The 25,148-nt window shown below is 41.9% G+C and carries 26 protein-coding genes, 1 tRNA gene, 1 pseudogene and 1 CRISPR repeat array (1 of these 29 running past the window's edge); of the genes and pseudogenes, 15 read left to right on the top strand and 13 right to left on the bottom strand.

All coding sequences use genetic code 11. From position 1 onward, the window contains the following. Nucleotides 1-383: a CRISPR direct-repeat array (repeat unit 30 nt; unit sequence GTTCCAATAAGACTTTAAAAGAATTGAAAG) (it extends 1,914 nt beyond the left edge of the window). Between the two features lie 204 nt (nt 384-587). Continuing rightward, complete coding sequence (locus OCC_RS12540) at nt 588-752, top strand: hypothetical protein (protein ID WP_004067297.1); 165 nt, start codon at nt 588-590, stop codon at nt 750-752. 39 nt (nt 753-791) lie between these two features. Here OCC_RS12540 and mfnA read toward each other — a convergent pair whose 3' ends face one another. Genes mfnA through OCC_RS02155 form a run of 3 tightly spaced genes read right to left on the bottom strand, consistent with a single transcriptional unit; the run spans nt 792 to nt 3,419 of the window. Continuing rightward, a complete protein-coding gene (gene mfnA / locus OCC_RS02145; RefSeq protein WP_004067296.1) occupies nt 792-1,949 on the bottom strand; it encodes a tyrosine decarboxylase MfnA in 1,158 nt (385 codons plus the stop codon). Between the two features lie 44 nt (nt 1,950-1,993). Next, the gene (locus OCC_RS02150; RefSeq protein WP_004067295.1) at nt 1,994-3,172 is read right to left on the bottom strand and encodes a cation:proton antiporter; all 1,179 of its coding nucleotides are present in this window, start codon (nt 3,170-3,172) and stop codon (nt 1,994-1,996) included. 1 nt (nt 3,173) lies between these two features. Further along, entirely contained in the window at nt 3,174-3,419 is a 246-nt protein-coding gene (locus OCC_RS02155) for a TIGR00304 family membrane protein (RefSeq protein WP_004067294.1), read from the bottom strand. A gap of 77 nt (nt 3,420-3,496) precedes the next feature. Here OCC_RS02155 and OCC_RS02160 point away from each other — a divergent pair, with 77 nt between their 5' ends. The 3 genes from OCC_RS02160 (at nt 3,497) to jtg (ending at nt 6,874) form a co-directional block, all read left to right on the top strand. Next, the gene (locus OCC_RS02160; protein WP_004067293.1) at nt 3,497-4,189 is read left to right on the top strand and encodes an HAD family hydrolase; all 693 of its coding nucleotides are present in this window, start codon (nt 3,497-3,499) and stop codon (nt 4,187-4,189) included. Beyond that, nucleotides 4,167-4,787: a diacylglycerol/polyprenol kinase family protein gene (locus OCC_RS02165; protein WP_004067292.1), complete on the top strand. Its 621-nt coding sequence runs from the start codon at nt 4,167-4,169 to the stop codon at nt 4,785-4,787. The genes OCC_RS02160 and OCC_RS02165 overlap by 23 nt, the downstream gene beginning before the upstream one ends. Nucleotides 4,788-4,894: 107 nt before the next feature. Next, complete coding sequence (jtg, locus tag OCC_RS02170; RefSeq protein WP_004067291.1) at nt 4,895-6,874, top strand: 4-alpha-glucanotransferase; 1,980 nt, start codon at nt 4,895-4,897, stop codon at nt 6,872-6,874. A gap of 46 nt (nt 6,875-6,920) precedes the next feature. Here jtg and ttuA read toward each other — a convergent pair whose 3' ends face one another. Together ttuA and OCC_RS02180 are read right to left on the bottom strand one after the other, a co-directional pair. Next, nucleotides 6,921-7,856, bottom strand: a complete 936-nt coding sequence (gene ttuA / locus OCC_RS02175) for a tRNA-5-methyluridine(54) 2-sulfurtransferase (protein WP_004067290.1) — start codon at nt 7,854-7,856, stop codon at nt 6,921-6,923. A 47-nt stretch (nt 7,857-7,903) separates the two neighbouring features. Further along, complete coding sequence (locus OCC_RS02180; RefSeq protein WP_004067289.1) at nt 7,904-9,358, bottom strand: NAD(P)/FAD-dependent oxidoreductase; 1,455 nt, start codon at nt 9,356-9,358, stop codon at nt 7,904-7,906. A 266-nt stretch (nt 9,359-9,624) separates the two neighbouring features. Here OCC_RS02180 and OCC_RS02185 point away from each other — a divergent pair, with 266 nt between their 5' ends. The 4 genes and pseudogenes from OCC_RS02185 to OCC_RS02200 all read left to right on the top strand — a co-directional run bounded on the left by OCC_RS02185 (nt 9,625) and on the right by OCC_RS02200 (nt 12,771). Beyond that, nucleotides 9,625-10,098, top strand: coding sequence for a CBS domain-containing protein (locus OCC_RS02185; protein ID WP_171814847.1), 474 nt, complete (start codon nt 9,625-9,627; stop codon nt 10,096-10,098). 18 nt (nt 10,099-10,116) lie between these two features. Then, nucleotides 10,117-11,258: pseudogene (locus OCC_RS02190) on the top strand (cation:proton antiporter). A 1-nt stretch (nt 11,259) separates the two neighbouring features. Continuing rightward, nucleotides 11,260-12,384 (top strand): cation:proton antiporter, encoded by a 1,125-nt coding sequence (locus OCC_RS02195; RefSeq protein WP_004067287.1) that lies wholly within the window; start codon nt 11,260-11,262, stop codon nt 12,382-12,384. A gap of 117 nt (nt 12,385-12,501) precedes the next feature. Further along, nucleotides 12,502-12,771 carry a hypothetical protein gene (locus OCC_RS02200; protein WP_004067286.1) on the top strand — a complete coding sequence of 90 codons (270 nt, stop codon included), beginning with the start codon at nt 12,502-12,504 and terminating at the stop codon, nt 12,769-12,771. A gap of 4 nt (nt 12,772-12,775) precedes the next feature. Here OCC_RS02200 and OCC_RS02205 read toward each other — a convergent pair. The 3 genes from OCC_RS02205 to rlmD all read right to left on the bottom strand — a co-directional run bounded on the left by OCC_RS02205 (nt 12,776) and on the right by rlmD (nt 14,626). After that, nucleotides 12,776-12,853 (bottom strand) — tRNA-Gly (locus OCC_RS02205). A gap of 34 nt (nt 12,854-12,887) precedes the next feature. Beyond that, nucleotides 12,888-13,313: an HTH-type transcriptional regulator LrpA gene (gene lrpA, locus OCC_RS02210; protein ID WP_004067285.1), complete on the bottom strand. Its 426-nt coding sequence runs from the start codon at nt 13,311-13,313 to the stop codon at nt 12,888-12,890. A 53-nt stretch (nt 13,314-13,366) separates the two neighbouring features. Continuing rightward, nucleotides 13,367-14,626 (bottom strand): 23S rRNA (uracil(1939)-C(5))-methyltransferase RlmD, encoded by a 1,260-nt coding sequence (rlmD, locus tag OCC_RS02215; protein WP_004067284.1) that lies wholly within the window; start codon nt 14,624-14,626, stop codon nt 13,367-13,369. Nucleotides 14,627-14,765: 139 nt separating this feature from the next. Between rlmD and OCC_RS02220 the strand changes: the two genes are divergently transcribed. Further along, on the top strand, nt 14,766-14,978 hold the full coding sequence (locus OCC_RS02220) for a hypothetical protein (protein ID WP_004067283.1): 213 nt from the start codon (nt 14,766-14,768) through the stop codon (nt 14,976-14,978). Here OCC_RS02220 and pyrE read toward each other — a convergent pair. Beyond that, a complete protein-coding gene (pyrE, locus tag OCC_RS02225) occupies nt 14,969-15,541 on the bottom strand; it encodes an orotate phosphoribosyltransferase (protein ID WP_004067282.1) in 573 nt (190 codons plus the stop codon). The genes OCC_RS02220 and pyrE overlap by 10 nt on opposite strands. A gap of 79 nt (nt 15,542-15,620) precedes the next feature. On the opposite strand from pyrE, the gene pyrB reads away from it, so the two are divergent. The 6 genes from pyrB to pyrF are packed head-to-tail and all read left to right on the top strand — an operon-like array spanning nt 15,621 to nt 20,612. Next, a complete protein-coding gene (pyrB, locus tag OCC_RS02230; RefSeq protein WP_004067281.1) occupies nt 15,621-16,541 on the top strand; it encodes an aspartate carbamoyltransferase in 921 nt (306 codons plus the stop codon). After that, nucleotides 16,538-16,990, top strand: coding sequence for an aspartate carbamoyltransferase regulatory subunit (gene pyrI / locus OCC_RS02235; RefSeq protein WP_004067280.1), 453 nt, complete (start codon nt 16,538-16,540; stop codon nt 16,988-16,990). Before pyrB ends, pyrI begins: the two co-directional genes overlap by 4 nt. 8 nt (nt 16,991-16,998) lie before the next feature. Further along, the gene (locus OCC_RS02240; protein WP_004067279.1) at nt 16,999-18,258 is read left to right on the top strand and encodes a dihydroorotase; all 1,260 of its coding nucleotides are present in this window, start codon (nt 16,999-17,001) and stop codon (nt 18,256-18,258) included. Continuing rightward, nucleotides 18,251-18,958 carry an iron-sulfur cluster-binding protein gene (locus OCC_RS02245; protein ID WP_004067278.1) on the top strand — a complete coding sequence of 236 codons (708 nt, stop codon included), beginning with the start codon at nt 18,251-18,253 and terminating at the stop codon, nt 18,956-18,958. Before OCC_RS02240 ends, OCC_RS02245 begins: the two co-directional genes overlap by 8 nt. Further along, entirely contained in the window at nt 18,943-19,863 is a 921-nt protein-coding gene (locus OCC_RS02250) for a dihydroorotate dehydrogenase (protein WP_004067276.1), read from the top strand. Before OCC_RS02245 ends, OCC_RS02250 begins: the two co-directional genes overlap by 16 nt. Continuing rightward, the gene (gene pyrF, locus OCC_RS02255; protein WP_004067274.1) at nt 19,863-20,612 is read left to right on the top strand and encodes an orotidine-5'-phosphate decarboxylase; all 750 of its coding nucleotides are present in this window, start codon (nt 19,863-19,865) and stop codon (nt 20,610-20,612) included. Before OCC_RS02250 ends, pyrF begins: the two co-directional genes overlap by 1 nt. On the opposite strand, the gene OCC_RS02260 is transcribed toward pyrF, so the two are convergent. Genes OCC_RS02260 through OCC_RS02275 form a run of 4 tightly spaced genes read right to left on the bottom strand, consistent with a single transcriptional unit; the run spans nt 20,609 to nt 25,134 of the window. Continuing rightward, entirely contained in the window at nt 20,609-21,310 is a 702-nt protein-coding gene (locus OCC_RS02260) for a phosphoglycolate phosphatase (protein ID WP_004067272.1), read from the bottom strand. The genes pyrF and OCC_RS02260 overlap by 4 nt on opposite strands. Before the next feature lie 10 nt (nt 21,311-21,320). Continuing rightward, entirely contained in the window at nt 21,321-22,586 is a 1,266-nt protein-coding gene (gene truD / locus OCC_RS02265; RefSeq protein WP_004067270.1) for a tRNA pseudouridine(13) synthase TruD, read from the bottom strand. Between the two features lie 9 nt (nt 22,587-22,595). Beyond that, nucleotides 22,596-22,952 (bottom strand): peptidyl-tRNA hydrolase Pth2, encoded by a 357-nt coding sequence (pth2, locus tag OCC_RS02270; protein WP_004067269.1) that lies wholly within the window; start codon nt 22,950-22,952, stop codon nt 22,596-22,598. A gap of 58 nt (nt 22,953-23,010) precedes the next feature. Further along, nucleotides 23,011-25,134: a COG1361 family protein gene (locus tag OCC_RS02275; protein ID WP_148290384.1), complete on the bottom strand. Its 2,124-nt coding sequence runs from the start codon at nt 25,132-25,134 to the stop codon at nt 23,011-23,013. Between the last annotated feature and the right edge of the window lie 14 nt (nt 25,135-25,148).

Raw genomic sequence — 25,148 nt, forward strand, 5'->3', positions numbered from 1 at the left:
GGATATTACCACCCGTTCCAATAAGACTTTAAAAGAATTGAAATAACCTCAATTGCTTGTTTTATTCCTTTCCTAAATTGCGTTCCAATAAGACTTTAAAAGAATTGAAATTAGAACTTATGAAAGCTATGTAATTGAAGAGCAGAAAGAGTTCCAATAAGACTTTAAAAGAATTGAAATCAGTAAACTTAACCACGTGTTGAATGTTCTTTTTAATGTTCCAATAAGACTTTAAAAGAATTGAAATAGCCCTTTCCCCTAACATCCGCTACCTTTTTGCCCAAATGTTCCAATAAGACTTTAAAAGAATTGAAAGTTTCGATGCCCTTAACGTAACTCCCCTCTATTACGGGGTTCCAATAAGACTTTAAAAGAATTGAAAGAGTGGAACTTTCGGGGGTTCCTGGACTGCTGTAATAATGTTCCAATAAAACTTCAAAAAGCTCTTTTGTTCCAATCTTCTGCCATGCAGTTGAACGTTTGTCACATGAATTGGGAAAAATTTCTTGGCAATACTCAATATAGACGAAAAATATTCCGTAAAATTTATATTCTGTCGATGAATATTCACAGTTGAGGTAGTCAAAATGTACGAGCTTATGAACTTGTCTACTGGCGAAATTATTAGGACGGGTGAAAATTTAGAGGAGCTACTTCAAGACTTGCCAGAAGGGTTTTATGAGATAAAAGAACATGGAGAATTTGTGAGGTTTTATAGTACAACTAAACCCGAGCACCAGTGCTGGATTTGAGACTTTTTTTAATTTTTGAAAAATAACAAAGACATAAAACTAAAGAACCTTTCTTAGAATTTCCCTCAGATCCTTTAGAAACTCCTCAAGGTGCTCTCTCTTTACGTGGGGCATCATAACGATTCTTATGTACCCTCTATGGGCACTTATTCCCCAGCCTCTAGCTTTAAGTTCCCCCTCAAGTTTCTTAAGCTTCTTGGAGCCGAAGGAAACTATGTTCAGCATTGGCTCCCTTATTAGGTACACCCCATCTAGAGCCTTTATCTGCTCTGCAAACCAGTATGCATTTTCCATAGCTTCCTTAACGACTCTCTTGTATCCTTCAAAGCCCAGATGCTTTAGGAGAGCCCAAACGGCTATTGCATTAGCTCCAGGCCTAGTGCCAGTTATTGTAGCTTGAAATATTTGTCCGCCAGCTAAGTATGGCGCTAGAACGTTTATAGCGTCCATGTACTTTTTCTTCCTAAAAACTATCCCACCGGCTGGAATTGGAGCCATGCCCATTTTATGTGGGTCTATGGTAACGCTCTGTACGCCTTTGAGCTTGAAGTCAAAATCTGGCAACTCATAACCTAGAGCTTTTGCGAAAGGTATCACAAACCCACCAAAGGCTGCATCAACGTGAAGGGGAATCCCGTAATCTACGGCAATATCTGAAAGAGAGGGAATGTCATCCACAACACCTAACCCGGTTGTACCGGCAATTCCAACTATCCCAATAGTGCTGTCGGTTATCTTGCTCTCAACATCTTTAACATTAACAGAATAGTCCTCATTAAGCTCAGCCCAAACTAGTTTTACTCTCAGCAGATCACTCGCCTTTAGAAAAGAGAAGTGGGCACTTTTTGGGAGAATTAATTCGGGATTCTCAACATCAGATATATTGCGAAAAGCCCTAACAGCCAAGATATTCGCCTCGGTACCACCGCTTACTATGTTGCCATAGGCTTTCTTCAGGTGCAAAAGTTCTCCAAGCATCTGAACGGCTTCTTCCTCAATCTTTTTGCTCCCTTTGTGCAGTCCAGGATCGCCTAAGTTTCTGTCTATGTATTTTTGAATTATCTTTTGAGCAAGCGGATGAGGGTAAGTGCACATTGACCCTAAAATCTTACCTGAATTAAAAGTCAAGTCGATTTTGAACCTCTCCTCAAGTTCAGCAAGTACTTCCTCTTCGTTCATTCCTTCCTTTGGAATCATGCTCCCACCAGTCTAGACTTATCGGCATAGCATTTAAGCTTTTGTTACTCGCCTCTTATGTGGGATAAATAAAGCCTGAAGAACTGGGGTGTGGTTATGGCTGTTAGCATCGAGACTATGACAACAGTGGCAAAGAGGCTCTGGTCTATTAACCCTTCTTCAATCCCGAACTTTAATATGGCAAGCTCCAAGCTACCTCTTCCACCCATACCAATGCCAACCAGCGTCGCTGATTTCCAATCGAATCCAAACGCCTTCATTCCCAATCCACAGCCAAGAAGCTTTCCTAAAACCGCAGCCAGGTAAAGAAGGACTATCAAAGCAATGCTGAGCTCACTGAGGGATGGATTAAACATTAACCCCACATAAATGAAGAATAGGGGTATGAAGAACTCTGTAAGAACCACCTGCAGGTCTCCAATGAGTTCGTTAAGCTTTATCTTGCTTAGTACAAGCGGATCTCTCCTCTCCCTGAGCCTGCTTATTGTTAAACCTGCAAGATAAGCGCCGATTATCTGATGCAAGCCAACTCTTTCCGCCACTATTGCCAAGAGGAATGTAAGAATTATCGTGAAGGTAAAGAATATGTTGAGGTTCCTCAATATGCTGTAAAACCTCACAGAACGCTTGAAAATGTATTCTGAAAGCAAGAGAACCACTGTTATGAATATGGCTATTTTAATCGTCAAGATAACAAGGGGAAAGAGTGCAAGCTCGCCTTTTGTCATCGCCGTTATTATACCAATTAGATAAACGGCCATTATGTCATCGGCAAAGGCGGCTCCCATCAATATCGATGAGATTTCCTTCCTAACCCTCGATTTCAGCAATACTCCGCTTGTTACCTCAATTGCGGTATTCCCCAAAGTCACTCCCACAAAGATAGCAGCGGCTAAGCCCTTTCCAAAGAAGTAAACCGTTGAAAAGCCAAAAAGGAATGAAAATGCAACACCTAAACCAGCTACCGAAATTGCTTTTGCTTTGTTGGAGGCAATTGATGAAAAGTTGCTCGTGAGACCCATATAAAGCATCATCATTAAAAGGCCAAACTCGGATAGAACTTTTAATGGCTCGGAAGGAGAGATAACGTTGAGAAGAAACGGTCCAAGTATCATTCCAGTAAGTATGTGGGCAATTATAGGGTGGATTTCTTTCTTTTCGAAAAGCCACTCCAACGTCTTTGCAAAGACCAGAAGAATGGAAAGGTCGAGGATGTACTCCACTTCATACCCTCCTGCTCAGCAAAGCTCCTATTATCCACAAGAGCATTAGAAAGATTGCGAGTATCATTGCCAAGGTGGCCCCTCTGCTCGTACCAAAGACTATCGGGATGGGGCCAATCATTATCACTCCCCCGCCCTCAACATCAGCTTCCCCAGACGATGCCGCCATTAAAGTCCCTATGAATATCAGCATGAAACCTATGAATATTAATCCCATTCCTGCCAGTACAAGTAGCTCTCCCTTCATGGCCCCTCATGGAAAACTACGCTTAGAGTTTTTAAGCTTTAACGCTAAAGTTATTAAAGGGGGAGGGAAGTTAGCTTATGCTTGTGATTGTTGATCTTGATGATACCCTCTGCAACACATGGGAAGCCGCAAGATGGAGTGTTCTAAGGCTCTTACCCCATTTAATTAGGAAAAGAAAGTTTAAGGCGCTCCTCTACATCCTTACCCAGAGATACAAAGAGCTGGAGCAGTCAAGAGAACTGCATCTCCTCGATTTAGATGAACTCGTTGAGAACTTTATGGAAAGGATCTATCAAAAAATCTCGGAAGATGACCTTAGGGAAATGTTTGAACTTGTTGATAGAACATTTTTCTCGAATTTAAAGCTTTACCCAGATGCCATTGAGTTCTTAAAGGGTTTAAAAGAGATGAACGCGAAGGTTGTTTTAGTAACGGATTCTTCCTCTGAGTGGCAGAGAAAGAAGCTGGAGTACCTCAACTTGAAGCAATACTTTGATCACCTCATAATAAGTGGAGAAACCGGACACAGCAAGCTTGAACCATATAATTTTATACTTGCAAAGAGAAGGTTCCCTAGGGAAAATGAGATCTATGTAGTGGGAGACAGAGACGATACAGACATGAGGGGAGGGAAAGAGATAGGCGCAACGACGATTCTCGTAAGACGAGGCTACTTCAAGTCCCTCTTGCCAAAACATGCCGATTATGTAGTTAAGGATCTCAGAGAGGCACTAGAGGTGATAAAGAATGAGCATAAAAAGCGAACTTAAGAGAAAAGCATTACATCTCACTGGGCTTATTGTCCCGTTGATCTATTTGATATTTGGACAAAAAGCAGCAATAGGATTTGTCGCATTTGCATTGATAATCTTCCTAATCCTAGAACCCTTTAGGATAGTTGAAGAGCTAAGAGACAAGGTAAAGAGAAAACTCGGGATTTATGTCAGAGATGAAGTAATAGCTCTCGTAGAGCGAGAACTGGACGCAATTTCAAGGGAACACGAGAGGCACTCGATCGGGGCGCACATATACTTCACAGCTGCAGCATTAATAATAGTCTGCTTTTTCCCAAGGGATATAGCCATAGGTGCCATAACGGTGGCAACACTTGGAGATGCTATTGCAGCGATAGTGGGCAAACCCTTGGGAAAACACAGGTTTAAAAACGGAAAAAGCGTAGAGGGAAGCTTGGCCTACTTTTTAAGCGCTTTCTTGATACTCTTTCTTTTAATAGACCTTCCCCATGCTTTTGTAGGGGCTTTAGCGGGAATGCTGGCAGAATTTTATGAGTTGCCCCCAGATGACAACTTTTCAAACCAACTTGCCGTAGCGTTTGCAATATACTTGTTCAGAAAGGTCGTCTTTTGAGAATGGGCAAATCTATTCACCAGGAGTAATACGGGAGCGGGAGCATAAATATTTATATATCTTTCCCACTATCACTCTTAGTGATAACAATTTATGGAGGTGCAGGAATGGAAAGAATAAACTTCATATTTGGCATCCACAATCATCAGCCATTGGGCAACTTCGGCTGGGTGTTTGAGGAAGCGTATAACCGCTCTTACAGGCCTTTTATGGAGATTTTAGAGGAATTCCCAGAGATGAAAGTAAACGTTCACTTCAGCGGACCGCTTTTGGAATGGATCGAAGAAAACAAACCAGATTATCTCGATCTTCTTAGATCCCTCATAAAAAGGGGACAACTTGAGATCGTTGTGGCGGGATTTTATGAACCAGTGTTAGCGGCCATTCCAAAAGAAGACAGATTGGTTCAGATAGAAATGCTAAAGGATTACGCAAGAAAGCTCGGCTATGATGCAAAAGGTGTGTGGCTCACAGAGAGGGTATGGCAGCCGGAACTGGTAAAGTCGCTTAGAGAGGCTGGAATCGAGTACGTAGTCGTTGATGATTATCACTTCATGAGTGCTGGATTGAGCAAAGAAGAACTCTTCTGGCCGTACTATACGGAAGACGGTGGAGAAGTCATAACAGTGTTCCCAATAGATGAAAAATTGCGCTATTTGATACCCTTCCGTCCGGTTAAGAAAACCATCGAGTACTTAGAAAGCCTTACAAGTGATGACCCCTCAAAGGTAGCTGTGTTCCATGACGACGGCGAAAAGTTCGGAGTATGGCCGGGCACTTATGAATGGGTCTATGAAAAAGGATGGCTTAGAGAGTTTTTTGATGCAATTACAAGCAACGAAAAGATCAACCTCATGACTTACAGCGAGTATTTAAGTAAGTTCACTCCAAGAGGACTTGTGTACCTCCCAATAGCATCATACTTTGAGATGAGCGAATGGTCTCTACCAGCAAAGCAGGCAAAGCTCTTCGTAGAGTTTGTAGAACAGCTAAAGGAAGAGGGGAAGTTTGAAAAGTACCGCGTCTTTGTCAGGGGAGGTATATGGAAGAACTTCTTCTTCAAATATCCAGAGAGCAACTTTATGCACAAAAGAATGCTCATGGTAAGCAAAGCCGTGAGAGATAACCCCGAAGCTAGAAAATACATTCTCAAAGCACAGTGCAATGACGCATATTGGCACGGCGTCTTTGGAGGAATTTATCTGCCTCACTTGAGAAGAACTGTGTGGGAGAACATAATAAAAGCCCAAAGATACCTAAAGCCAGAAAACAAAATCCTTGATGTTGATTTTGATGGAAGAGCGGAGATTATGGTTGAAAACGATGGCTTTATTGCCACGATAAAGCCCCATTACGGGGGCAGCATTTTTGAACTAAGCTCCAAGAGAAAGGCCGTGAACTACAACGACGTGCTTCCGAGAAGATGGGAACACTACCATGAAGTTCCAGAAGCCACCAAGCCAGAGAAAGAAAGCGAAGAAGGGATTGCAAGCATACACGAGCTTGGAAAACAAATTCCAGAAGAGATAAGGAGGGAACTTGCCTATGACTGGCAGCTGAGGGCTATCTTGCAAGACCACTTCATCAAACCAGAAGAAACTCTCGACAACTATCGCCTTGTAAAGTACCACGAGCTCGGTGACTTTGTAAATCAGCCCTACGAGTATGAGATGATAGAAAACGGAGTAAAGCTGTGGCGTGAAGGAGGCGTTTATGCAGAGGAAAAAATCCCTGCAAGAGTAGAGAAGAAAATAGAACTAACGGAAGACGGCTTCATTGCAAAGTACAGAGTCTTGCTTGAAAAACCCTACAAAGCTCTCTTCGGAGTAGAGATTAACCTAGCAGTACACAGCGTTATGGAAAAGCCAGAAGAGTTTGAAGCAAAAGAGTTTGAAGTGAATGACCCATACGGCATTGGAAAAGTCAGGATAGAGCTCGACAAGGCTGCAAAGGTTTGGAAGTTCCCGATAAAAACGCTCAGCCAGAGTGAGGCCGGATGGGACTTCATACAGCAGGGAGTAAGCTATACAATGCTTTTCCCAATCGAAAAGGAGTTAGAGTTCACGGTAAGGTTCAGGGAGCTTTGACCTTTCTTTTCTATTATACCTCAGATAGGGAGGCCTCCATCATCCATCAGGGCCCGAAAGGTTCTTCATCATCGGTATTGGCTATTTTAAGGGTGACGGGCTCTTCCAGACCCCAGAATTTACAGAAGGAGCATTTTTCTCCCTGCGCAGGCATTCCACAGAGCTTACATTCCTTGAGCTCTATCTCCCTAAGCTCGGCCTCAAATAAGTGTCTTTTCCTCAGGTAGCCCTTGACAAAGTTTATCTTAGTCCCGGGTCTTTTTTCTTCCATTTCGTTCAAAATTTCCTTGTACTCTATTGTCGTAGCTCCTCTCGCATGGGGGCATTCATCAACTATATACTCCAACCCCACTGCGAGGGCATATGCCACAACTTCCCTCTCGGTGAGCTCGTAGAGGGGCTTGACCTTTCTTACAAACTTCCCCTCTCCCGGTAAAACCGGCCCCTGCTTCGCAAGGTATTCAGTATTCCAGTTCATGAGGTTGGAGAATATAAAGCTCGCCTCATCATCCAGGTTATGGCCCGTTGCAATGACGTCAAAGCCGTTGTCATAGGCAAACTTGTTGAAGAGATACCTCTTCGTAAGGCCACAGTAGGAACAGGTGGGTCTTCTCGTTCTCACCTCGCCGATTCCTTTTCCAAGAAGCTCCCTAACGTTAACCACGTGAAGAGGGGCACCTATAATCCTGCACTGTTCCCTAGCATATTGCTCACTTTTTTCTGAATACTCCCCTATGCCAAGGTTTATATGTAGACATTCCACATTGTAACCGAGCTTCTTTAGAACGTAAGCCGTTACTGCAGAATCCTTTCCCCCGCTAATAACCACAAGAACTTTTTCATCCGGCTTGAGGAGTTTGTATTTCTCGATTGTCCTCTTGACTTTCCTCTCAAAATACTCCACAAAGTGATCAGCGCAAAGATACATTTTTGGATAATGGAGTTTTATAAACGCTTTCTCTCCACAAACTCTGCACCTCATGATCTCACCAGAATGAGAAAAAGAAGAACAAATTTAAACCTTTGCATTCATGCCTCCAAACTCTCAACAACTTTTTTCCAGTTGCCCGGTTTTTTAAAGTCCTTCTCCGTGTATAAGCCCTCCTTGATCAATATTCCCCTCGCTGCCAAAATGCCCGTGGCTGCCGCATTAACTATATCCCTGCTCAACCCAGCCCCATCCCCTGCTGCGAATATGTTCTCTATGCTGGTTTCAAGGAGCTCATTAACCTCAACCTGCATTGCATAGTACTTTATCTCTGGAGCGTAGAGCAAGGTGTGGTCGCTTGCAACACCGGGGATTACCTTATCAAGCTTTTCAAGTCCCTCAATTATGTTCGTCACAACTCTGTGGGGCAATGCCATCGCTATATCTCCCGGAGTAACGTGCTTTAATGTTGGTTCAACGTCGCTCTTCCTGATTCTGCTCCATGTGCTCCTTCTTCCCCTCTTCAAATCCCCAAGTCTCTGAAGTATTGGCCGTCCTCCCCCGATGGTGGTTGCGAGCTGTGCTATGCTCTTGCCGTATGCTGTTGTATCCTCAACCGGCTCGGTTAGCTCTATTCTTGTGAGAAACGCAAAGTTTGTATTGTTGCTCTTTTTGTCTCTCATGGAGTGGCCGTTTACGCCAACGTAGCCGTCATATTTTTCTTCGACAACAAAGCCGTTTGGATTGGTGCAGAAAGTCCTCACAAAATCATCGTAAGTGTCTGTGTATATGTGGAACTTCGGGTCGTGGTTTATCCTCGTTATGGGCTCCATTATTATGGCTGGAACTTCAACCCTAACACCCACGTCTATTGGGCCGTGTCTGGCATTTAGCCCAATCTTTTGAGCAACGTCGTGGAACCACTCCGCCCCCCCTCTGCCGGGGGCGACTATTATGTATTTGGACTTTACCGTGAATTTATCCCTTCCCTTCTTCGCTGTGATTTCTCCCTTCCTAAACTTCTCAACCTTTGTCCATAAGACAAATTTCACTCCTTTGGCTTCTAAGTGGTCTTTAATGCTTTTTATGACTTCTTTTGTATGATCCGAGCCGATATGGCGCTGAATTATTGGTATGAACTTTACCCCAGCTTGAGCGGCTCTTCTTTCCCATTTCCTGATTTCGTCTTCGTTGCCCTTATAAACGCCCTTAGGAGCTCCGTGCCTCAAGAAAATCTGGTCAACTTCCCATACAAGCTGCCAAGAATAGTTTTCATCTTTTGTAAGGTCAGTCAAGTTTCCTCCAATATCAGGTCTTAGATTTATTGTCCCATCGCTAAGGCCGCCAGCTCCTCCGACACCGCTCATTATATGACAGGGCTTGCACTCAATGCAGTAGCCGAGTTCGTCCATTGGGCATGTTCTCTGATCTATGTCTCCACCTTCATCAAAAATTGCAATTTTCAAATCGCTTTTTTCTGCAAGCTCGTAAGCCGCAAAAAGGCCTGCTGGACCTGCACCTATTATAACAACATCAAACCTTTCATCAAAATTCATATTTCCCTTACCGATATTTGGGTATAACCACTTTATAAACTTTTGCCTGATACAAGGTTAAGAAGAGCTTTTTCCCTCTGGATTTTTGCTTTGTATATGTACATAGCAACCACGTGGAGAGATTCTGCTTTACAGCTAGGAGAAAATTTTAAGTGGAAATCAAACAAAAATTATAGGGGGTAAATGTGAACGACCCTTTCCCAAGCAAACCTCAAAACGTGAAAAATAAAAAGATATCGATAATCATTGGCAAAAAACGACATATAATGCTTCAAAGAAAAGAAGAGCTAAGCCACAACATCAGGTACATCTCTAAAGTCCCGGTCAAGCTTGTTATGGACAGGGAATTTTTGACAGTCCGCCCTGAGGATCCTCTAACAGTTCTAATCGGCAGGTTCACAAGCGAAGAGACTTCTGCCGTAGTTGTGGGCGAAGATGGGAGGCTCCTCGGGTTCATAACGATGAAAGACCTTCTGCACTTTTTTACAACACCGAGAAGATATTCAGTCGTTGGCTTAGGCTTACTGAAAAAATACACTTTAACCCGCGCTTCCAGAGTAGAGGACATAATGGTGAGGAAGCCCATAACCATTCATGTAGATGACAACCTCGGGCATGCTATTAAACTCATGACGGAGACCGGGAAGCACCATCTGCCCGTAATAGATGATAACAAAAAGGTTCATGGCTTACTGGAAGTTAAAGACATAGTACGGCTTATTAGGATTGTCGCGCTTTAATCAGCGGGAGATGATAGCATGGACGTGTTCCTCGAACTTGCAGTTATCCTAATAGTTGCCAAAGTGTTTGGATATCTAGCAACAAAAATAAAAATGCCCGGGGCTCTCGGTCAGCTTATTGGGGAATACTTATTGGTCCCTCCATTCTCAACATAGTAAGTTATTCCGAAGGAGTTCATTTAATAAGTGAGATGGGAGTGATTTTGTTACTCTTTCTTGCCGGTCTCGAAACGGATGTTGAAGAATTCAAGAGCGTTGGAGTGCCCGCTTTTCTTATTGCCAGTGGTGGAGTTGTAGTTCCTTTCATGATGGGCTATTACATATCAAAATGGTTTGGATATGGGAGAACCGAAGCTCTGTTTCTGGGAAGTGTTTTAACAGCCACAAGCGTTGGGTTAACTGCTAGTATATTGATGGAGATGAAAAAGCTCCGCACGAAGGAAGGAACCGCTATTTTAGCTGGTGCTGTCGTTGATGATGTCCTTGGAATTATAGTACTCACAGCCCTGATTGCCATGCACAGAAAGGGACATGTCTACATAGAAGACTTGGGAATTTTAATTGGTGAAATAGCAGTGTTCTTTATAGTGAGCTGGCTTGTTGGAAGACCAGTTGTTAAGGAACTTTTGCTACTTTCAGAAAGGATCGATTTGCCGGAAACCTTAACAGCATTTGCCCTCGCGGTAACCCTCATTTTTGCATACATAGCCGAGCAGTTTAAGATAGCAGGGATAACCGGGGCGTATTTAGCGGGAGTATTAATAGCACAAACAGACGAAGCAAAGAGAATAACTGACAGAATGATAACTATCTCTTATTCCCTCTTCGTTCCTGTTTTTCTTGTGGGGATTGGAATAAAGACTGACGTAGAGATTCTCCTCCATACAGGGATGTTTGCAATTCTGTATTCAATAATAGCAATAATAGGAAAGATTGCGGGATGCGGAGTTGGTGCATTAATAGCTAGATTTAAACCTAAAGAAGCCCTCAGGGTTGGTGTTGGGATGATTCCCAGAATGGAAGTTGCGCTGATTATGGCGAACGTTGCCCTTACCGAGGGTATTTTTGACAAAGGGATATTCTCAATTCCCGTTACAATGGTAATCCTGACAACGTTTGTAACTCCCCCACTCTTGAAGTGGGTGTTCTCGAGGGACTAGTATGGAAACGCTCCTCATGCTGGCATTGATGCTGGCTACAGCAAAGCTCCTTGGGTGGGTATTTGAAAGACTAGGCCAGCCCATTGTTCTCGGCCAGATTCTTGGAGGCTTGATTATAGGAATTTTTGCAGAGAGTACTGAGATAGTCAGGGAGTTTTCAAACCTTGGAGTTCTGTTACTTCTATTCCTCGCGGGAATAGAAAGCGATCTGCAGGAGTTTAGAAGGGTTGGAAGACCGAGTATCCTCGTTGCTGGAATTGGGGTGCTCTTTGCGTTTATATTGGGATTCCTAATAGCATACCCATTTGCTGGATTTCAAGAAGCTTTGCTCTACGGTGCATTGATAACTCCAACAAGCGTCAGCATAACCGTAAGGGTTCTAATGGAACTTAGAAGGCTCAGAACAAGAGAAGGCACAACTATTCTGGCAGCCGCGGTTGTTGATGATGTCCTTGGGATTCTCATTCTCACAATGGTCATTTCACTTTTGCGTGAAGGCAGTATAGACTACAGAACTATTATGGAGATTATTGTAGAAGTAAGCGGTTTTCTGGCGATATTCCTTTACCTCGGCCCCATATTTGCGGAAAAGGCTTTTAAGAGAATTTCACGTATAGATTTGCCCGAATCAACGACTGCATTTGCAATTGTGTTTTTGATACTCTTTGCCTATATGGCCGAACACCTAAATCTGGCGTCCATCTTAGGGGCGTATATGGTAGGTCTCACTATAGGGCAGACAAGCTACAAAAAACAGGTTGAAGACCATGTAAGTATTTTGGGTTATTCTTTGTTCATACCCATCTTTTTTGTTGAGGTCGGCATGAGAATCGAACTGACCTATGTATTTCACGCAAGCATCTTTGCAATTCTCTATACTGCTATCGCGGTAGTAAGTAAAATAATTGGATGTGGCCTTGGAGCATATTTAGCGGGCTTTGACATCAAAACCTCTTTGCGAATAGGTATCGGAATGATTCCAAGGCTTGGGGTGGAGCTTGCCATGCTAACCATAGCACTTTCAAGTGGAGTTATTGGTTCAGAGGCACTGACTATAGCAATCTTCATGGTATTTGTAACAACTATACCAACACCTCCTTTGCTAAAATGGGCGTATAAGCGATGATCAATTAGATTTGTGAAAACCAATAAACCAATTTCCTTAAAAATTCGAAAGAAAATTATTTATATTTGAAGAAACTACACAATAGAGTAAGGACCAAAAAGTTATTAGGTGGATTTTATGGTATATGTGCTCGTTAAAGAGGAGATATCAAAAGGAAAGCTAGTAGATTTGGTAGTGCTTATAGGAGACAAGGAGAGAATAAACAAGTTCATTTACGAGAACCTTAACAAATTCTACAGAGATGGCGGGAGTTTTCTAAAGCGAAAGGAAACAGAAGATAGGCTTTATGAGGTATGGGAGCTACATAAACCTGATGGGGAAATCCTTGAGCTACGCTTCTATGTGTTCGGAGACGAAAAAATAGACTCAATCAAGATAATTGAATGAGAATTGGTGCGGTGGCCGGGATTTGAACCCGGGTCACCGGCTTGGGAGGCCGGTGTCCTAGACCAGGCTAGACTACCACCGCTCAAGAGAAATAATGAGAAAAGGGTTTAAAAGCTTTACTTTAAGCGCTCTAGAATTATAGCAGGACAAACCTTTGTAACACCGTCAATTTTTCCGATTTTGTTTGACATTATATCCGCGAGATCCTCCCCGTCTTTTGCCCATATTTCCGCCATTATCATGTGATCGCCACTTGAAAGATAAAGCTCCTTAACAAACTCGAATTCTTTCAATTTGCTGGCAACCTCAAACAGCTTTTCTGGCTTTGTGTCAACTCCAGTCAGGCTTATCAAATTATATCCAAGCTTTTGGGGGTTTACTTTGATTGTATACTGCTGGATTATACCCTTCTCTTCAAGAGCCCTAACCCGCTTTCTTACAGCTGTCTCACTTATACCCAACACCTTGGCTATTTCCGTGAAAGGTGTCCTCGCATCCTTTGTCAGCATCTCAATTATAACCCTATCTTTTTCGTCTAACATACATCTCACCTCATTGTTATTTTGTCGAAACATATATATTAACTTTTTGAACTCTAAAGTTCTCCCTTCAAACTTAGTTTTGCTATGAGCTCAACATGTGGAGTATGGGGAAACATGTCGAGTCCAATTATGCTCTCCAGAGAATACCTCTCTTTAAGCTTTTCTACGTTCTCAGCAAAAGTTTTTGGGTTGCAGGAGACGTAGACCAGATTCTCTGGTGAATCCTTCAAAATCTTTCTTATGAGCTTTGGATGCAAACCTGCCCTCGGAGGATCTACTATAACGGTGTCGTAAATGCCAAGGTTTTCAACATCTTTATCTGCACCAACTCTAAATTCAGCCTCAACATTGTTTATTTCAGCATTTTTCTTTGCCATACCAACTGCGAAGGGGTTTATCTCAACGCCCTCTACTTTGAACCCTCTCTTGGCAAGGTATATTCCAAAGGTCCCCACACCAGAATATAGGTCGAGAACTTTTTCACCTTCTACAAATTCTGCAACCTTTTTTAGGAGGTTAACTGCTTGATATGAGTTCGTTTGGAAAAATGAGTTGGGATGGATTAGGTAAATCACGTTGTCAAGCTTTTCTCTGATGAATTCCATTCCCCAAGACTTTCTCGGCTCGCCATAGGACACATCGCTTTTAGTCTCGTTGATACTCCAATAAAGAGAGTCAACGAAATCAAAATAGTGGCTGACTTCCTCGGGAAGTTTTCCGGTAGAGGTTACTAAATTTGCCATTAATTCTCCTGTAAATTTCCCCTCTCTAAGCACAATGTATCTCAAAAAACCCTCACTCTTTTTTAAATCCCAAAGTTGGATTCTAAAATCCTCTATAAATTCCCTCAATGCACTCAATGCTTTTTTGCTATTTTCTCCGAACACTTTACACTCTTCAATCTCAACAACATCCCACCAAGTTCCCCTTCTCCTAAATCCTATCCCACTCGTTGTTGTTGCAACGTCAATTCTGTTTCTATGCCCGTAGATTTTTGGGGATGGGAGTACTTCTACTTCAACATTGAGAAGATGGGCAAGCTTTTCCTCTTTAAACTTTATCTGCTCCTTGTAAGGGATATGCTGAAGCAAGCATCCCCCACATCGTCCAAAATACCGGCAAGCTGGCTCTACCCTGTTAGGAGAAAATTCCACTATCTCATAATCATGAGCAACGAGCCTTTTCTTCTCTCTGTGCCATCTCTTGATTTCAACAACGTCACCTGGAGAAGTAAACGGAACCAATATGGTCTTTTTCCCGACATTTGCTTCTCCGAATCCTTCCTCACTTAGTCTTTCTACACTTGCTCTCATGTTTCAATGTTTTTGGGAGGCATATAAAAAGATGCCGCTCAAGTTTAGAAAAGCTTTGGCATTATATTGTCACAATGCCAACTTACTACATGAAAAACCTTATTAGTGATAGAGGAGTAGTATTAATGGTGTTTTCGTGATGGTTGCTAGAAGGGAAATCATATATAAACTCTTAGCGACCAAGAAAAAAGCTACTTCTCTTCAGAAGTTGAGTGAAGAGCTCGAAACCCCCATGCCCCACCTTTTGAATGCTTTAAGGCATTTAGAATCCGAAGGGCTTGTTGAAATATCTTTCGGGGAGGAAAAAGCTACAATAATGGTAAAGGCAAAGACTATTGAAGATTACTTTTGATCCTTTCTCTGCTTTTCTTTGTATTCAAATAGTTCTCCAACGGTCACAAGAGGAATTAAAGTGTAGCCTTCTCTCGAGAGTAATTCTTTCGCGCCTTCTTCTCTATCTACGACTACCATAATAGCAACTACCTTTGCACCTTCTCCCTCTAAGACTTTTGCAGCCCTTAAAACGCTATTTCCTGTCGTTGTAACATCCTCAACCAAAAGAACCCTATCTCCAGGTGTTATTACTCCTTCAATCTGCCTTCCGGTCCCATAGCTTTTTTTCTTTTTACGCACTATTAAAATGGGCTTTTCTGTTTCCAAGGCCAAAGAGACAGCTATAGGAACCGCCCCCAACTCTGGCCCAGCTATTTTGTCGTACCCAAGGCCTAGCTCCTCTGTCTTGGCCTTTATAAGGAAGGCAATAAGCCTTAGGGCTTTTGGATTGGTTATCAGTTTTTTGATGTTTATGTAATAGTCACTTTCTTTTCCGGAGCTCAGGATAAAATGACCGAACTCGATTGCTTTTTCTTTGAAGATCATTTCGATAAGCTGGTCTTTTTTCATTGACATCTCCATGTAAATCACCTCTTTTTTTACTCGAATATGTTAACAAAAAATTTATAAATCTTTGCAGAGTTAATTCGGTCGGGCTTTAATGAGGTTCCAAGACGTTATTAGTATAAACGATTTTAGAAAAGAAGATATAGACTATGTTTTGAGGGTTGCAGAAAGACTCGAAGAAGAACTTAAAAAAGAAGGGACACTCAAATACGCAAAAGGAAAAGTTCTGGCGACTCTTTTCTTCGAACCATCGACAAGAACAAGATTGAGCTTTGAAAGTGCAATGCACAGACTCGGTGGAGCGGTTATAGGGTTTGCCGAAGCATCAAGCACAAGTGTCAAAAAAGGAGAGAGTCTAATGGATACGATAAGAACCGTAGAAAATTATGCAGATGTAATAGTTATAAGGCATCCGCGAGAGGGAGCTGCAAGATTAGCTGCCGAGGTTGCAAGGGTTCCAGTAATAAACGCAGGGGATGGGGCAAATCAACATCCCACCCAGACCTTACTTGACCTTTATACAATTAAAAAGGAATTTGGAAAAATAGATGGCCTTGACATTGCCCTTCTTGGAGATCTTAAGTATGGAAGAACCGTGCATAGCTTAGCAAAAGCTCTCTCTTATTACAACGTCAGGCTTTATTTTGTGGCTCCCAAAGGTTTAGAGATGCCAAGGCACATAGTTGAAGAGATATCAAACAAAGTCGAAATCGTAGAAACCAGTGACCTGGAAGCTGTAATCCCAAAAGTGGACGTGCTTTATGTAACAAGAATCCAAAAAGAGAGGTTCCCAGATCCTGCAGAGTACAACAAAATCAAGGGGTCATATAAGGTGGATTTAAAGGTTCTTGAGAAGGCCAAAGATACGCTAAAGGTTATGCATCCTTTGCCAAGGGTTGATGAGATAGCGTATGAAGTGGATAATACGAAGTACTCCGCATACTTCAGACAAGTGTGGAGCGGGATTCCAGTCAGGATGGCTCTTCTCGGCATTTTACTGGGGGTGATAAAATGAAGGAGCTGAAAGTCTCAGCAATTAACAAAGGGACTGTAATAGATCACATACCTGCCGGCAGAGGGTTGAAAGTTCTTGAAATCTTAAATTTATCCGGAGACAATACGATACTCATAGCTATGAACGTAAGAAGCGGAAAACTTGGAAGAAAAGACATCATAAAAGTTGAAGGAAAAATACTGAACGAAGAAGAAGTCAACAAAATAGCCCTCATAGCTCCAAGTGCCACAGTGAACATAATAGAGAACTGGGAAGTCATGGAAAAGAGAAAGGTCGAAATACCGGATGAGATAATCGGAATCATAGAGTGTGCAAATCCCAATTGTATAACACACTACGAAGAAGTAACCCCAAAGTTTAAGGTACTCTCGAAGAAGCCACTTAAGTTAAAGTGTCACTACTGTGAAAGGACAATGGAAGAAGACATCGTGCTAAAACATCTGTTGTGAGGGTCAAAATGATAATCAAAGGAGAGATAATCTCAAAGAGTTTCAAAGGAAGGGGACACATAATAATCAGGAATGGAGTAATCAAGAGCGTTCAGCGAGAAAAGCCGGGAGAGATAGACATCGATGCAGAGGACAAACTTGTTATCCCTGGATTAATAGATATGCATGCTCATTTTCGAGAGCCCGGGTATGAACACAGAGAAACGATAGAAAGTGGGTCAAGAGCGGCTGTTCATGGAGGCATTACAACTGTCGCCCTTATGCCAAATACTAATCCCGCCATGGACAATATCAAGGTAATAGGATACGTAAAAGAGAAAGCAAGAGAAATAGGGCTCGTTGACGTTCTCCCAATCGGGGCAATTACAAAAGGCAGGAATGGAAAAGAAATCACGGATTTTGAGAAATTAGCAGAACACGTTGTAGGCTTCAGTGATGATGGGTCAACTCCTCAAAGCTTCAGAGTATTTTTAGAAGCTACAAAATACGCAAAAAAAGTAAACAAGCCAATCTTAGACCACGCAGAGATAAAGGAATTATCAGGAGGTACCATGAGAGAAGGGAAGTTCTCAAGGCGTTATGGCATAAGCGGAATCCCCGACATAGCTGAATCAATAGCCGTTGCAAGGGACGTGGAAGTGGCAAGATATACTAGAGCTCATATTCATATACAGCACCTCTCAACAAAATCCTCCGTGGATATAGTTAGAGAAGGAAAGAAAAAAGGAGCACCAGTATCTGCTGAAGTTACTCATCATCACCTCCTTTTTAAGGATGAAGACCTGAAAGATCGTTCTTCGTTTAAAAAGGTTAATCCACCTCTACCAAGAGAAGAGGATCAAGAGGAACTTATAAAAGGACTCCTTGATGGCACAATAGACATAATAGTCACTGACCATGCTCCGTATTCTCTTGAGGAAAAGAACATAGACATTGAAAAAGCACCCTTCGGAATAAGTGGTATTGAAACCCTGCTCTCATCTTTGTTGTTAATAGCAGAAAAACACGAGATCAATTTTGAAATCCTTTTAGAAAAGGTTACCTACAACCCAGCAAATCTCTTCAATCTTCCTCTAAGAGGAGACGTAAGAGAAGGATACAGAGCAGATTTGGTCATCTTAGATCCAGATAAAGAGTGGAAAGTCACAGAGAAAAGTTTATTTTCAAAAGGTAAGAACACTCCATTCCTCGGGAGAAAACTTCCAGGGGTAGTTGAAATGACCATTAAAGGGGGCAGGATTGTATACCGGGGGATCACCTTTGATTGAAGCAGAACTTATAGAAAAGAAAATAGCAAAAGATTACGGATTCTTTAAATTTAAACTCCATAAAAAATTAGAAAGCCCGGATGCAGGACAGTTTATAATGCTAAAAGCTCTTGATGAGCCGATTCTTGCAAAGCCGTTCTCCATTTATTCCTACAAAAACAAAAACCTCACCCTATTTATAAAACGTGTTGGAAGATTGACAGGAAAGATATTCTCCAGTCCTGTAGGGGAGGTGTTCTACATAAGAGGGCCCTATGGAACACCGTACATTGAAAAGATCAACAAAGGGAGGAAGTATATTTTAATCGGGGGAGGAAGCGGGATAGCACCTTTAAATTTCTTTTCAGAGCTTTATCCCGAGCTTGTTTATAAAAAACTCTATGGATTTAGAGAAAAATACATAAGAGAGCTCTTCGAGGAGGAGGAGCAGTCGATCCTTGTAATAGAAGAAGAAAGCGGGAAAACTGTCGTGGACATATTTAGGGAGGTCTATTCAGAGGAACTAGGAATTTTGGCATGTGGTCCAATCCCAATGCTAAAAAACCTTCCTCATGGTTCATACGTTTCCCTTGAAAGTGTAATGGGATGTGGAATAGGAACATGCAAAAGCTGTGCCGTAAAGACAAAAGAAGGCATTAAGATGGTATGCAAGGACGGGCCACTCTTTAGAAAGGAGGAGATACAATGGGAGTGGATTTAAGCGTCGAAATACTGGGACTAACATTTAAAAATCCCCTTGTGCTTGCTTCTGGACCAGCGGGATTTGGTTTTGAGCTCCAGCAATATCTAGACATCTCAAGGATAGGCGCAATAACCCTGAAAACCATTACACTGAATCCAAGAGAGGGAAATGCCCCTCCAAGACTTGTTGACACTCATGGAGGAATAATAAATTCCATAGGACTCCAAAATCCGGGCATCAAAGAATTTGTGAGAACCATTGCTCCAAGACTTAAAGATCTTAAAACGATCAAAATTGGAAGCATTGCGGGATTCACCACAGAGGAATGGAAAATTTTGGGGGAAGAAATGGACAAAATTAAAGAGATAAAGGTGATTGAGCTCGATCTCTCGTGCCCTAACGTAGAAGGAAAGAGAATCTGGGCTAAAGACGAGGAACTTACTCAAGAAGCAATAAAGGCCGTAAGAGAATCGACGGATAGGCCAATAATAGCCAAGCTAGCCCCCGATGTTACGGATATAGTGAAGGTAGCAAAGAAGGCAGTAAATGCAGGTGCCGATGCCCTGAGCATTGGGAACACAATAGAAGCTATGAGGATAAACATAGAAACTGGACTGCCCGTCCTTAAACTCAAAACTGGTGGCTTAAGCGGTCCCGCAATAAAGCCGATTACTCTTGCGAGAGTCTTTAGAGTGGCGGAAGCTTTAGAAGTCCCTATTATAGGCATCGGGGGAGTTATGAACTGGCAGGACGCTTTGGAATATGCAATGGCCGGAGCATCTCTTATCGGAATAGGAACAGCCATTATGGTAGATCCTCAAACACCGCTTGAAATTTTGCATGGTATTGAGAGCTTTCTAAGGCAAAAAGGGATCGAGAAATTTGAGGACATAATTGGAATAGCCCATAGAGGTGGGTTCTGATGTTTATTAAGAAATATAGAAAGGCGAGAGACAAGAACACGTCAATTTTAGTAGTTGGTCTTGACAGCGATCCTGAAAAAATCAAAGGGTTCAAAAGTGTGATGGAGTTCAACGAGCACATCGTAAAAGAAACGGCGGATTTGGTGTGTGGCTACAAGATAAACATTGCATTCTATGAAAAATCCGGTTGGAGAGGGTATAAAGCACTTGAAGAAACAATAGAACTCATAAAAAATGAGACAGATTTGCCAATAATACTCGACGCCAAGAGGGGAGATATCGGAAACACTGCAAGAGCCTATGCCAAGGCATATTTTGATAAACTTGGTGTTGACTCGGTAACCGTTAATCCGTACATGGGGAGAGATGCCATAATACCGTTTTTGGAGAAAGGGCATGCGTTTGTTCTGCTCCTAACTAGCAACGAATCGATCGGAGATGTTGAGCTTCATGTATATCACAAAGTCCTCGAGCTTGCAAAGGAACTTGAAAAAAGCTATCCAGAAAGGATTGGCATAGTGGTAGGTGCAACAAGGAAAGAGTATATAGGCAAAATTTCTAATGCGAGTGGAGGCCTTTCATGGTTAATTCCCGGCATTGGAGCACAAGGGGGAAACCCAGAAGTTCTCAGAGAATTAAAAGGGAAAGACATTGTGGTTAATGTTTCAAGAGCCATCATATTTGCAGAGAACGTGAGAAAGAAAGCAGAGGAGTTCAGAGAGTTGCTAGCAAGGCAGTATTTTGATTAAATGTATCCAAACTTCTTTAAGATGTGCAAAATTCCCTCAGCAGTGCCTTCACCATATGGCTTACTTGTTACGTAATCTGCTTCCTTTTTAACACTTTCTGGAGCTTGAGCCACTGCAACTCTGTAGCCAACTACTCTAAAGGCATCAAGATCGTTTTCGCCGTCTCCAATGTGAGCAACTTCCTCTGGCCTTATGCCCAAGAGCTCGCATGCTTTTCTTATCCCCTCTCCTTTATTCACATGGGGCTGTTTCACGTGTATTGCATATCCGCTGTCTACTGCCACAAGATTCAGGCCGAGCTCCCTTATGATCTCTCTAACCGCCTCAACTGGAACCGTTCTTTTTATCACAAGTCCTGCTCTTCTCTCCCCAAATTTCATTGTGTTGCTCATTTCCGCTTGATGGTAGCGTTTTTTGAGCTCGCTCCATAAGATCATGGAATCTCCCATATCTCCAAGAAAAATCCTGTTGTTGCGCTTATCCCCTATAACGCCCCCGTCCTCGGCAATAAACGGGCCGCTTGTCCCTATTAAAATGCTCGCTGCATAAGCAAAGCATGCGCTGTTTCCTGTAACAAGCATCACAGGTAGTCCAAGGCTTTCGGCTTTTCTAACTGCTTCAAGGGCTTTTTCATGGAGTCTTCTATCGGGATACGTTATTGTGCCATCAATGTCTACGGATATCGCTCTAATTTTCATTTTTCCCACCTTAGTGATCTTTCATGATCTCCCTTAAAACACTTGTGGCATAGACACTCTTAGGCAAGAAAAATCGGAAAATAAGCCCCTCTTCAAATGCCCTGTATCTAAACTTCTTAGGCTTTATTAACAGCTCTCTTCTCCCGCCAGGCTCTGCCAAAATTTTTAGATGCTTCATTTTAAATTCCTCAAGCATTATACCTTCCTCTTCCAGCACTTCTCTCTCAATCCTGCCCATTTCTCCATCGGCAAGCCGCGAGGCGAATCCAAAAATAGGGCCCGTAACCATTGCCTCTCCTTTTTTGATCTTTTCATTTACAAAGCGAAGGGTTCTTTCAGTAACTTTGAACGTTTTGCTCCTTATAGGGAGTCCCCTTTTTACCTGACAAACAATATCTCCAGGTAGTGCTTCATTAAGAGGTAATCCTTCCTCAATTCTCCTCGAGAGCACTTTGTTAAAGAGATAAGACTGATAAGAGTGAATGAATATTCTCACTATTGGCCTTGGGAGAACTGCAAAGGCTTTTTTCCAGCTTTTTGTTTCCTTATATTTATAAAGCATAGCCCTTTCATACCTTAAAAAGTTGGGAAACTCCTCCAATGCCTTTTCAACATCGCCACTTTTCAAGAAGTTCCTTCTTGCTTCATCGCCCATCATATCACCTGTATATTCTCCCAAAAACTTAAACGCTGCTTCTTCAAAATTTCCCTTCAACAGAAGCTTTCCCACCTCATGATTGATAACCCTTTTCTCACCAAAGCGCTGGTAGCCAAAATAATTTGGAAAGCCCCCTTTGACTTTTAACTCTGCCAAAATCTCCTTAGTACGTTCTAGAGCGGTATCAGGATTAACGTCTCTCACAGTTATCTGGAAATAATTCCCGAGAAGCATGCCAAGTTTTAGCCTTTTTCCATATCCCGCAAACTCCAATGAAATGTCCGAAATCTCTAAAGAGTCAAGACGCTTTTTTATTTCTTCCGAGTTTTCAGTGCAGATGCTGATGTACTGATAAGTTACCGCATGCCTATCCTTAGTACCGGCAAACCCAATCTGCTTGTAATCTATACCAACTCTCTTGGCTATTTCCTTTATAGCAGCCATTGTTTCCCAGTTCCGTTTTTTGAGGAGGTATATCAAGCACTTATTCCCTTTAAAAATGCTCTTTGGAATTTTTTCCTTCACTATGAAATCCTCTGGGTAGGTTTTAATCTTCCCCCCTATTCCAGGAGACGAGCTTAAATATTTGAAATGACTAAAAAATTCTTTATAGTCCATTTTCATCACTCACACAAGTTTTAGGTTTCCAGTAACCTTATCAACTATCTCCTCTGGTGCTGGACCAATTGCCAAACACGTTATCGTTCCCGGCGGAACTTCCGTTAAGCCTGCGTCCCTTATTAATGCCGTTGGAATCCCTAGATTCTCTGCTTGAGCCTTTAGCTCAAAAAGCTCTCTTTCGTTCTCCGCTTTTACGACAACTTTCTTCTGCCCCTCGTTGAACCAGGCTTTAAACCATTCTGGCTTTTCTTTGTAAGCTTTAAAAGCCGCTGTAACTGCTCCATGAGCCACTTGAACTGCTAATTTGCCTTTGCTGAGCTTCAAATCTGACCTAACTACCATAACTTGCTTATACTTGAACATCTCTCATCCCAAAAATAACAAACAAAAAGGATATATAAAGGTTTAAGAAAAAAGAGGTTCAAGTTTGTGTCTCTTCAACAGCCTTTTCTTCGACTTTTAATGTCTCCTCTTTCTTTGGAAGCCCTCCGGGTCTCCTCTCCCTCCTCCCAAGCTCTTTAAGGGCTTTCTCATATTTTGATTTCAGGTCCATGTAGTTGTACGCCAAGACCGCTGAAGCTATAAGGAACAAGATAGCTAAGATTGGCCACCAGTTGATGCCTTTTTCTGATGGTGGCAGATAAGAGATAGTTATGTTATTGAGCTTCTCCGCAAGCACTTCCCTTGCTTTGTTGTCCAACTTTGCTAACGTTGAGTTTACGTATTGTGGAAGCTCTTCGGGAGATGGGTAAACTTTGACTTCCTTAATCTCCACTGCCGGTGGGAGGGAATTAACTACCACAAGATTTCCAAAGTTCTCTTCATGCCACTTGCCAAGTGGGTCTTGGTAAACTAGCATTGCACTTATTATGGCATTATCTGGCTTTAAGATTGCATACTCACTTTCTAAAGTTTTGGTTTCCCCGGCTTTAAGGTCTCCAACAAAGAGCTCTGTCTCCCCATCGAGGCTATCCGGGAGAAGTAATTTAATCGTAGCATTTTTTATGAATTCGTATTTTGCGTCTTTACCTTCGGCAGAGACTGTAAACTTAAGCTTGACAGTCTTTTCTTGTGTGTGGACATAGGTGCTCCACGTTCCGTTGAAGGCTTCTCCACTCAAAGAGAGTTTTGGCAAGCCATAAACGATGATCTGATTTATTGTATTTGATTTTACGACCTTCTTTTCTCCGGCTTCATTGTAATAAGTTACAACTGCTGGTTCAAGTTTATAGGTACCTATTTGTGTCGGATTTAATGCATATACTAACACTGGCATTTCAGTAAAGGAGTAGAGGGTTTTAAGATTCCAACTTCCAACGTTACTTTTAAGTTCAAATCCACTGGGAATCGGGGCAACAACCTTAACATCAAATGCCTTGCCTCTCCCCTGATTTTCAACGTTAATGAAAACTATTATCTCATCCCCATCTAAGAGCACCTTATTCGTATTAACACTTAGTCCTATTTTTATCTCTGCTTCTCTAATAAGGGATGGAATCTCAAATCCTTGGGGTGCATATATTCTTAGTTGTATTCGTTTGTATTCCAAATCAACAGTATTTGGAGGAATTTCTACTCTTAGAGGCACCTCAGAGACTTGATAACTTGCTCCCTCTTTTACTTTGAATGCTTTTACTGGTTTGTTGTTCTTATCAAATAAGGAGAAGCTTGAATAATAGCCTACAGAATTGAGCTTCAGTTTATACATTGCTGTACCGTTGCTGTTTATCGTAAGAATTTCCCCTTCATACAATATATCATTATAGACAAGTTCTGTAGCTTCTTGAGTCGTCTCCGAAGAACTTGTTTCTGCCTCAACAGACTCAACTTTAAGGGTAAGTACAGGATAAGATGGGAAAAGCACTTCAAAATCAACGTCTTTGGAGCCTACATCTGTAACTAATAGTCTCATAAAATCTTTGTATTTATAATCGCCTATTTTGACATCAAATTCCTCATAATCGTCATCTTCCAAAGTCTTTTTAACCTTCTGTCCATCGGGCATAGTAACCTCTACGGTCACTTTCTTATCATCCTCATCTATCTCATCAACTCGAATTTTCACTGAATGCTGAAGAGTTTCACTATCTTTTTCTTCCATAGAAACCTCTTGCTTTTCAGTTAATGGACTCCCTAGAGTTACATACATCTTTTTTGTATATGTGGAATAATACGCCTGGATCCAAAACATGACATCTGAACCTTTACAATCATCTCCATGTTTAAGTCTGTCAGTGTAAACCTTTTTATCATCTGGATCCTCATAAACTACACAAACTTTTGTGCCAGATGGCACTGTTTTTATTGCTTTAATACCACTTATTTTATACTCTAAGAACTCATCTTCATATTTTATTTTTATCTCATACTTTCCCCACTCTAAAACAACTTCTTTTCCATCCAACTCTAGATCGATCGAAGATTGCGGCACTTCTACAGCTAAAGACAGAGGAACCTGAAGTACTGACCCGATTAATATCGCAATTAATATCAAAGTTAACTTTCTCATCATTTCCTCCTCCAGCAAATTGTTTCCTAAAATCATAAAAAGATAAAATG

This window comes from Thermococcus litoralis DSM 5473 (assembly GCF_000246985.2).
Taxonomy (GTDB): Archaea; Methanobacteriota_B; Thermococci; order Thermococcales; family Thermococcaceae; genus Thermococcus_A; species Thermococcus_A litoralis.

What these genes read in the sequence shown, in the direction of transcription:
- OCC_RS12540 (WP_004067297.1), top strand. Translation starts at nt 588, where the DNA reads ATGTACGAGCTTATGAACTTGTCTACTGGCGAAATTATTAGGACGGGT.
- mfnA (WP_004067296.1), bottom strand. Translation starts at nt 1,949, where the DNA reads ATGATTCCAAAGGAAGGAATGAACGAAGAGGAAGTACTTGCTGAACTT.
- OCC_RS02155 (WP_004067294.1), bottom strand. Translation starts at nt 3,419, where the DNA reads ATGAAGGGAGAGCTACTTGTACTGGCAGGAATGGGATTAATATTCATA.
- OCC_RS02160 (WP_004067293.1), top strand. Translation starts at nt 3,497, where the DNA reads ATGCTTGTGATTGTTGATCTTGATGATACCCTCTGCAACACATGGGAA.
- OCC_RS02165 (WP_004067292.1), top strand. Translation starts at nt 4,167, where the DNA reads ATGAGCATAAAAAGCGAACTTAAGAGAAAAGCATTACATCTCACTGGG.
- jtg (WP_004067291.1), top strand. Translation starts at nt 4,895, where the DNA reads ATGGAAAGAATAAACTTCATATTTGGCATCCACAATCATCAGCCATTG.
- ttuA (WP_004067290.1), bottom strand. Translation starts at nt 7,856, where the DNA reads ATGAGGTGCAGAGTTTGTGGAGAGAAAGCGTTTATAAAACTCCATTAT.
- OCC_RS02180 (WP_004067289.1), bottom strand. Translation starts at nt 9,358, where the DNA reads ATGAATTTTGATGAAAGGTTTGATGTTGTTATAATAGGTGCAGGTCCA.
- OCC_RS02185 (WP_171814847.1), top strand. Translation starts at nt 9,625, where the DNA reads ATGCTTCAAAGAAAAGAAGAGCTAAGCCACAACATCAGGTACATCTCT.
- OCC_RS02195 (WP_004067287.1), top strand. Translation starts at nt 11,260, where the DNA reads ATGGAAACGCTCCTCATGCTGGCATTGATGCTGGCTACAGCAAAGCTC.
- OCC_RS02200 (WP_004067286.1), top strand. Translation starts at nt 12,502, where the DNA reads ATGGTATATGTGCTCGTTAAAGAGGAGATATCAAAAGGAAAGCTAGTA.
- lrpA (WP_004067285.1), bottom strand. Translation starts at nt 13,313, where the DNA reads ATGTTAGACGAAAAAGATAGGGTTATAATTGAGATGCTGACAAAGGAT.
- rlmD (WP_004067284.1), bottom strand. Translation starts at nt 14,626, where the DNA reads ATGAGAGCAAGTGTAGAAAGACTAAGTGAGGAAGGATTCGGAGAAGCA.
- OCC_RS02220 (WP_004067283.1), top strand. Translation starts at nt 14,766, where the DNA reads ATGGTTGCTAGAAGGGAAATCATATATAAACTCTTAGCGACCAAGAAA.
- pyrE (WP_004067282.1), bottom strand. Translation starts at nt 15,541, where the DNA reads ATGGAGATGTCAATGAAAAAAGACCAGCTTATCGAAATGATCTTCAAA.
- pyrB (WP_004067281.1), top strand. Translation starts at nt 15,621, where the DNA reads ATGAGGTTCCAAGACGTTATTAGTATAAACGATTTTAGAAAAGAAGAT.
- pyrI (WP_004067280.1), top strand. Translation starts at nt 16,538, where the DNA reads ATGAAGGAGCTGAAAGTCTCAGCAATTAACAAAGGGACTGTAATAGAT.
- OCC_RS02240 (WP_004067279.1), top strand. Translation starts at nt 16,999, where the DNA reads ATGATAATCAAAGGAGAGATAATCTCAAAGAGTTTCAAAGGAAGGGGA.
- OCC_RS02250 (WP_004067276.1), top strand. Translation starts at nt 18,943, where the DNA reads ATGGGAGTGGATTTAAGCGTCGAAATACTGGGACTAACATTTAAAAAT.
- pyrF (WP_004067274.1), top strand. Translation starts at nt 19,863, where the DNA reads ATGTTTATTAAGAAATATAGAAAGGCGAGAGACAAGAACACGTCAATT.
- OCC_RS02260 (WP_004067272.1), bottom strand. Translation starts at nt 21,310, where the DNA reads ATGAAAATTAGAGCGATATCCGTAGACATTGATGGCACAATAACGTAT.
- truD (WP_004067270.1), bottom strand. Translation starts at nt 22,586, where the DNA reads ATGGACTATAAAGAATTTTTTAGTCATTTCAAATATTTAAGCTCGTCT.
- pth2 (WP_004067269.1), bottom strand. Translation starts at nt 22,952, where the DNA reads ATGTTCAAGTATAAGCAAGTTATGGTAGTTAGGTCAGATTTGAAGCTC.
- OCC_RS02275 (WP_148290384.1), bottom strand. Translation starts at nt 25,134, where the DNA reads ATGATTTTAGGAAACAATTTGCTGGAGGAGGAAATGATGAGAAAGTTA.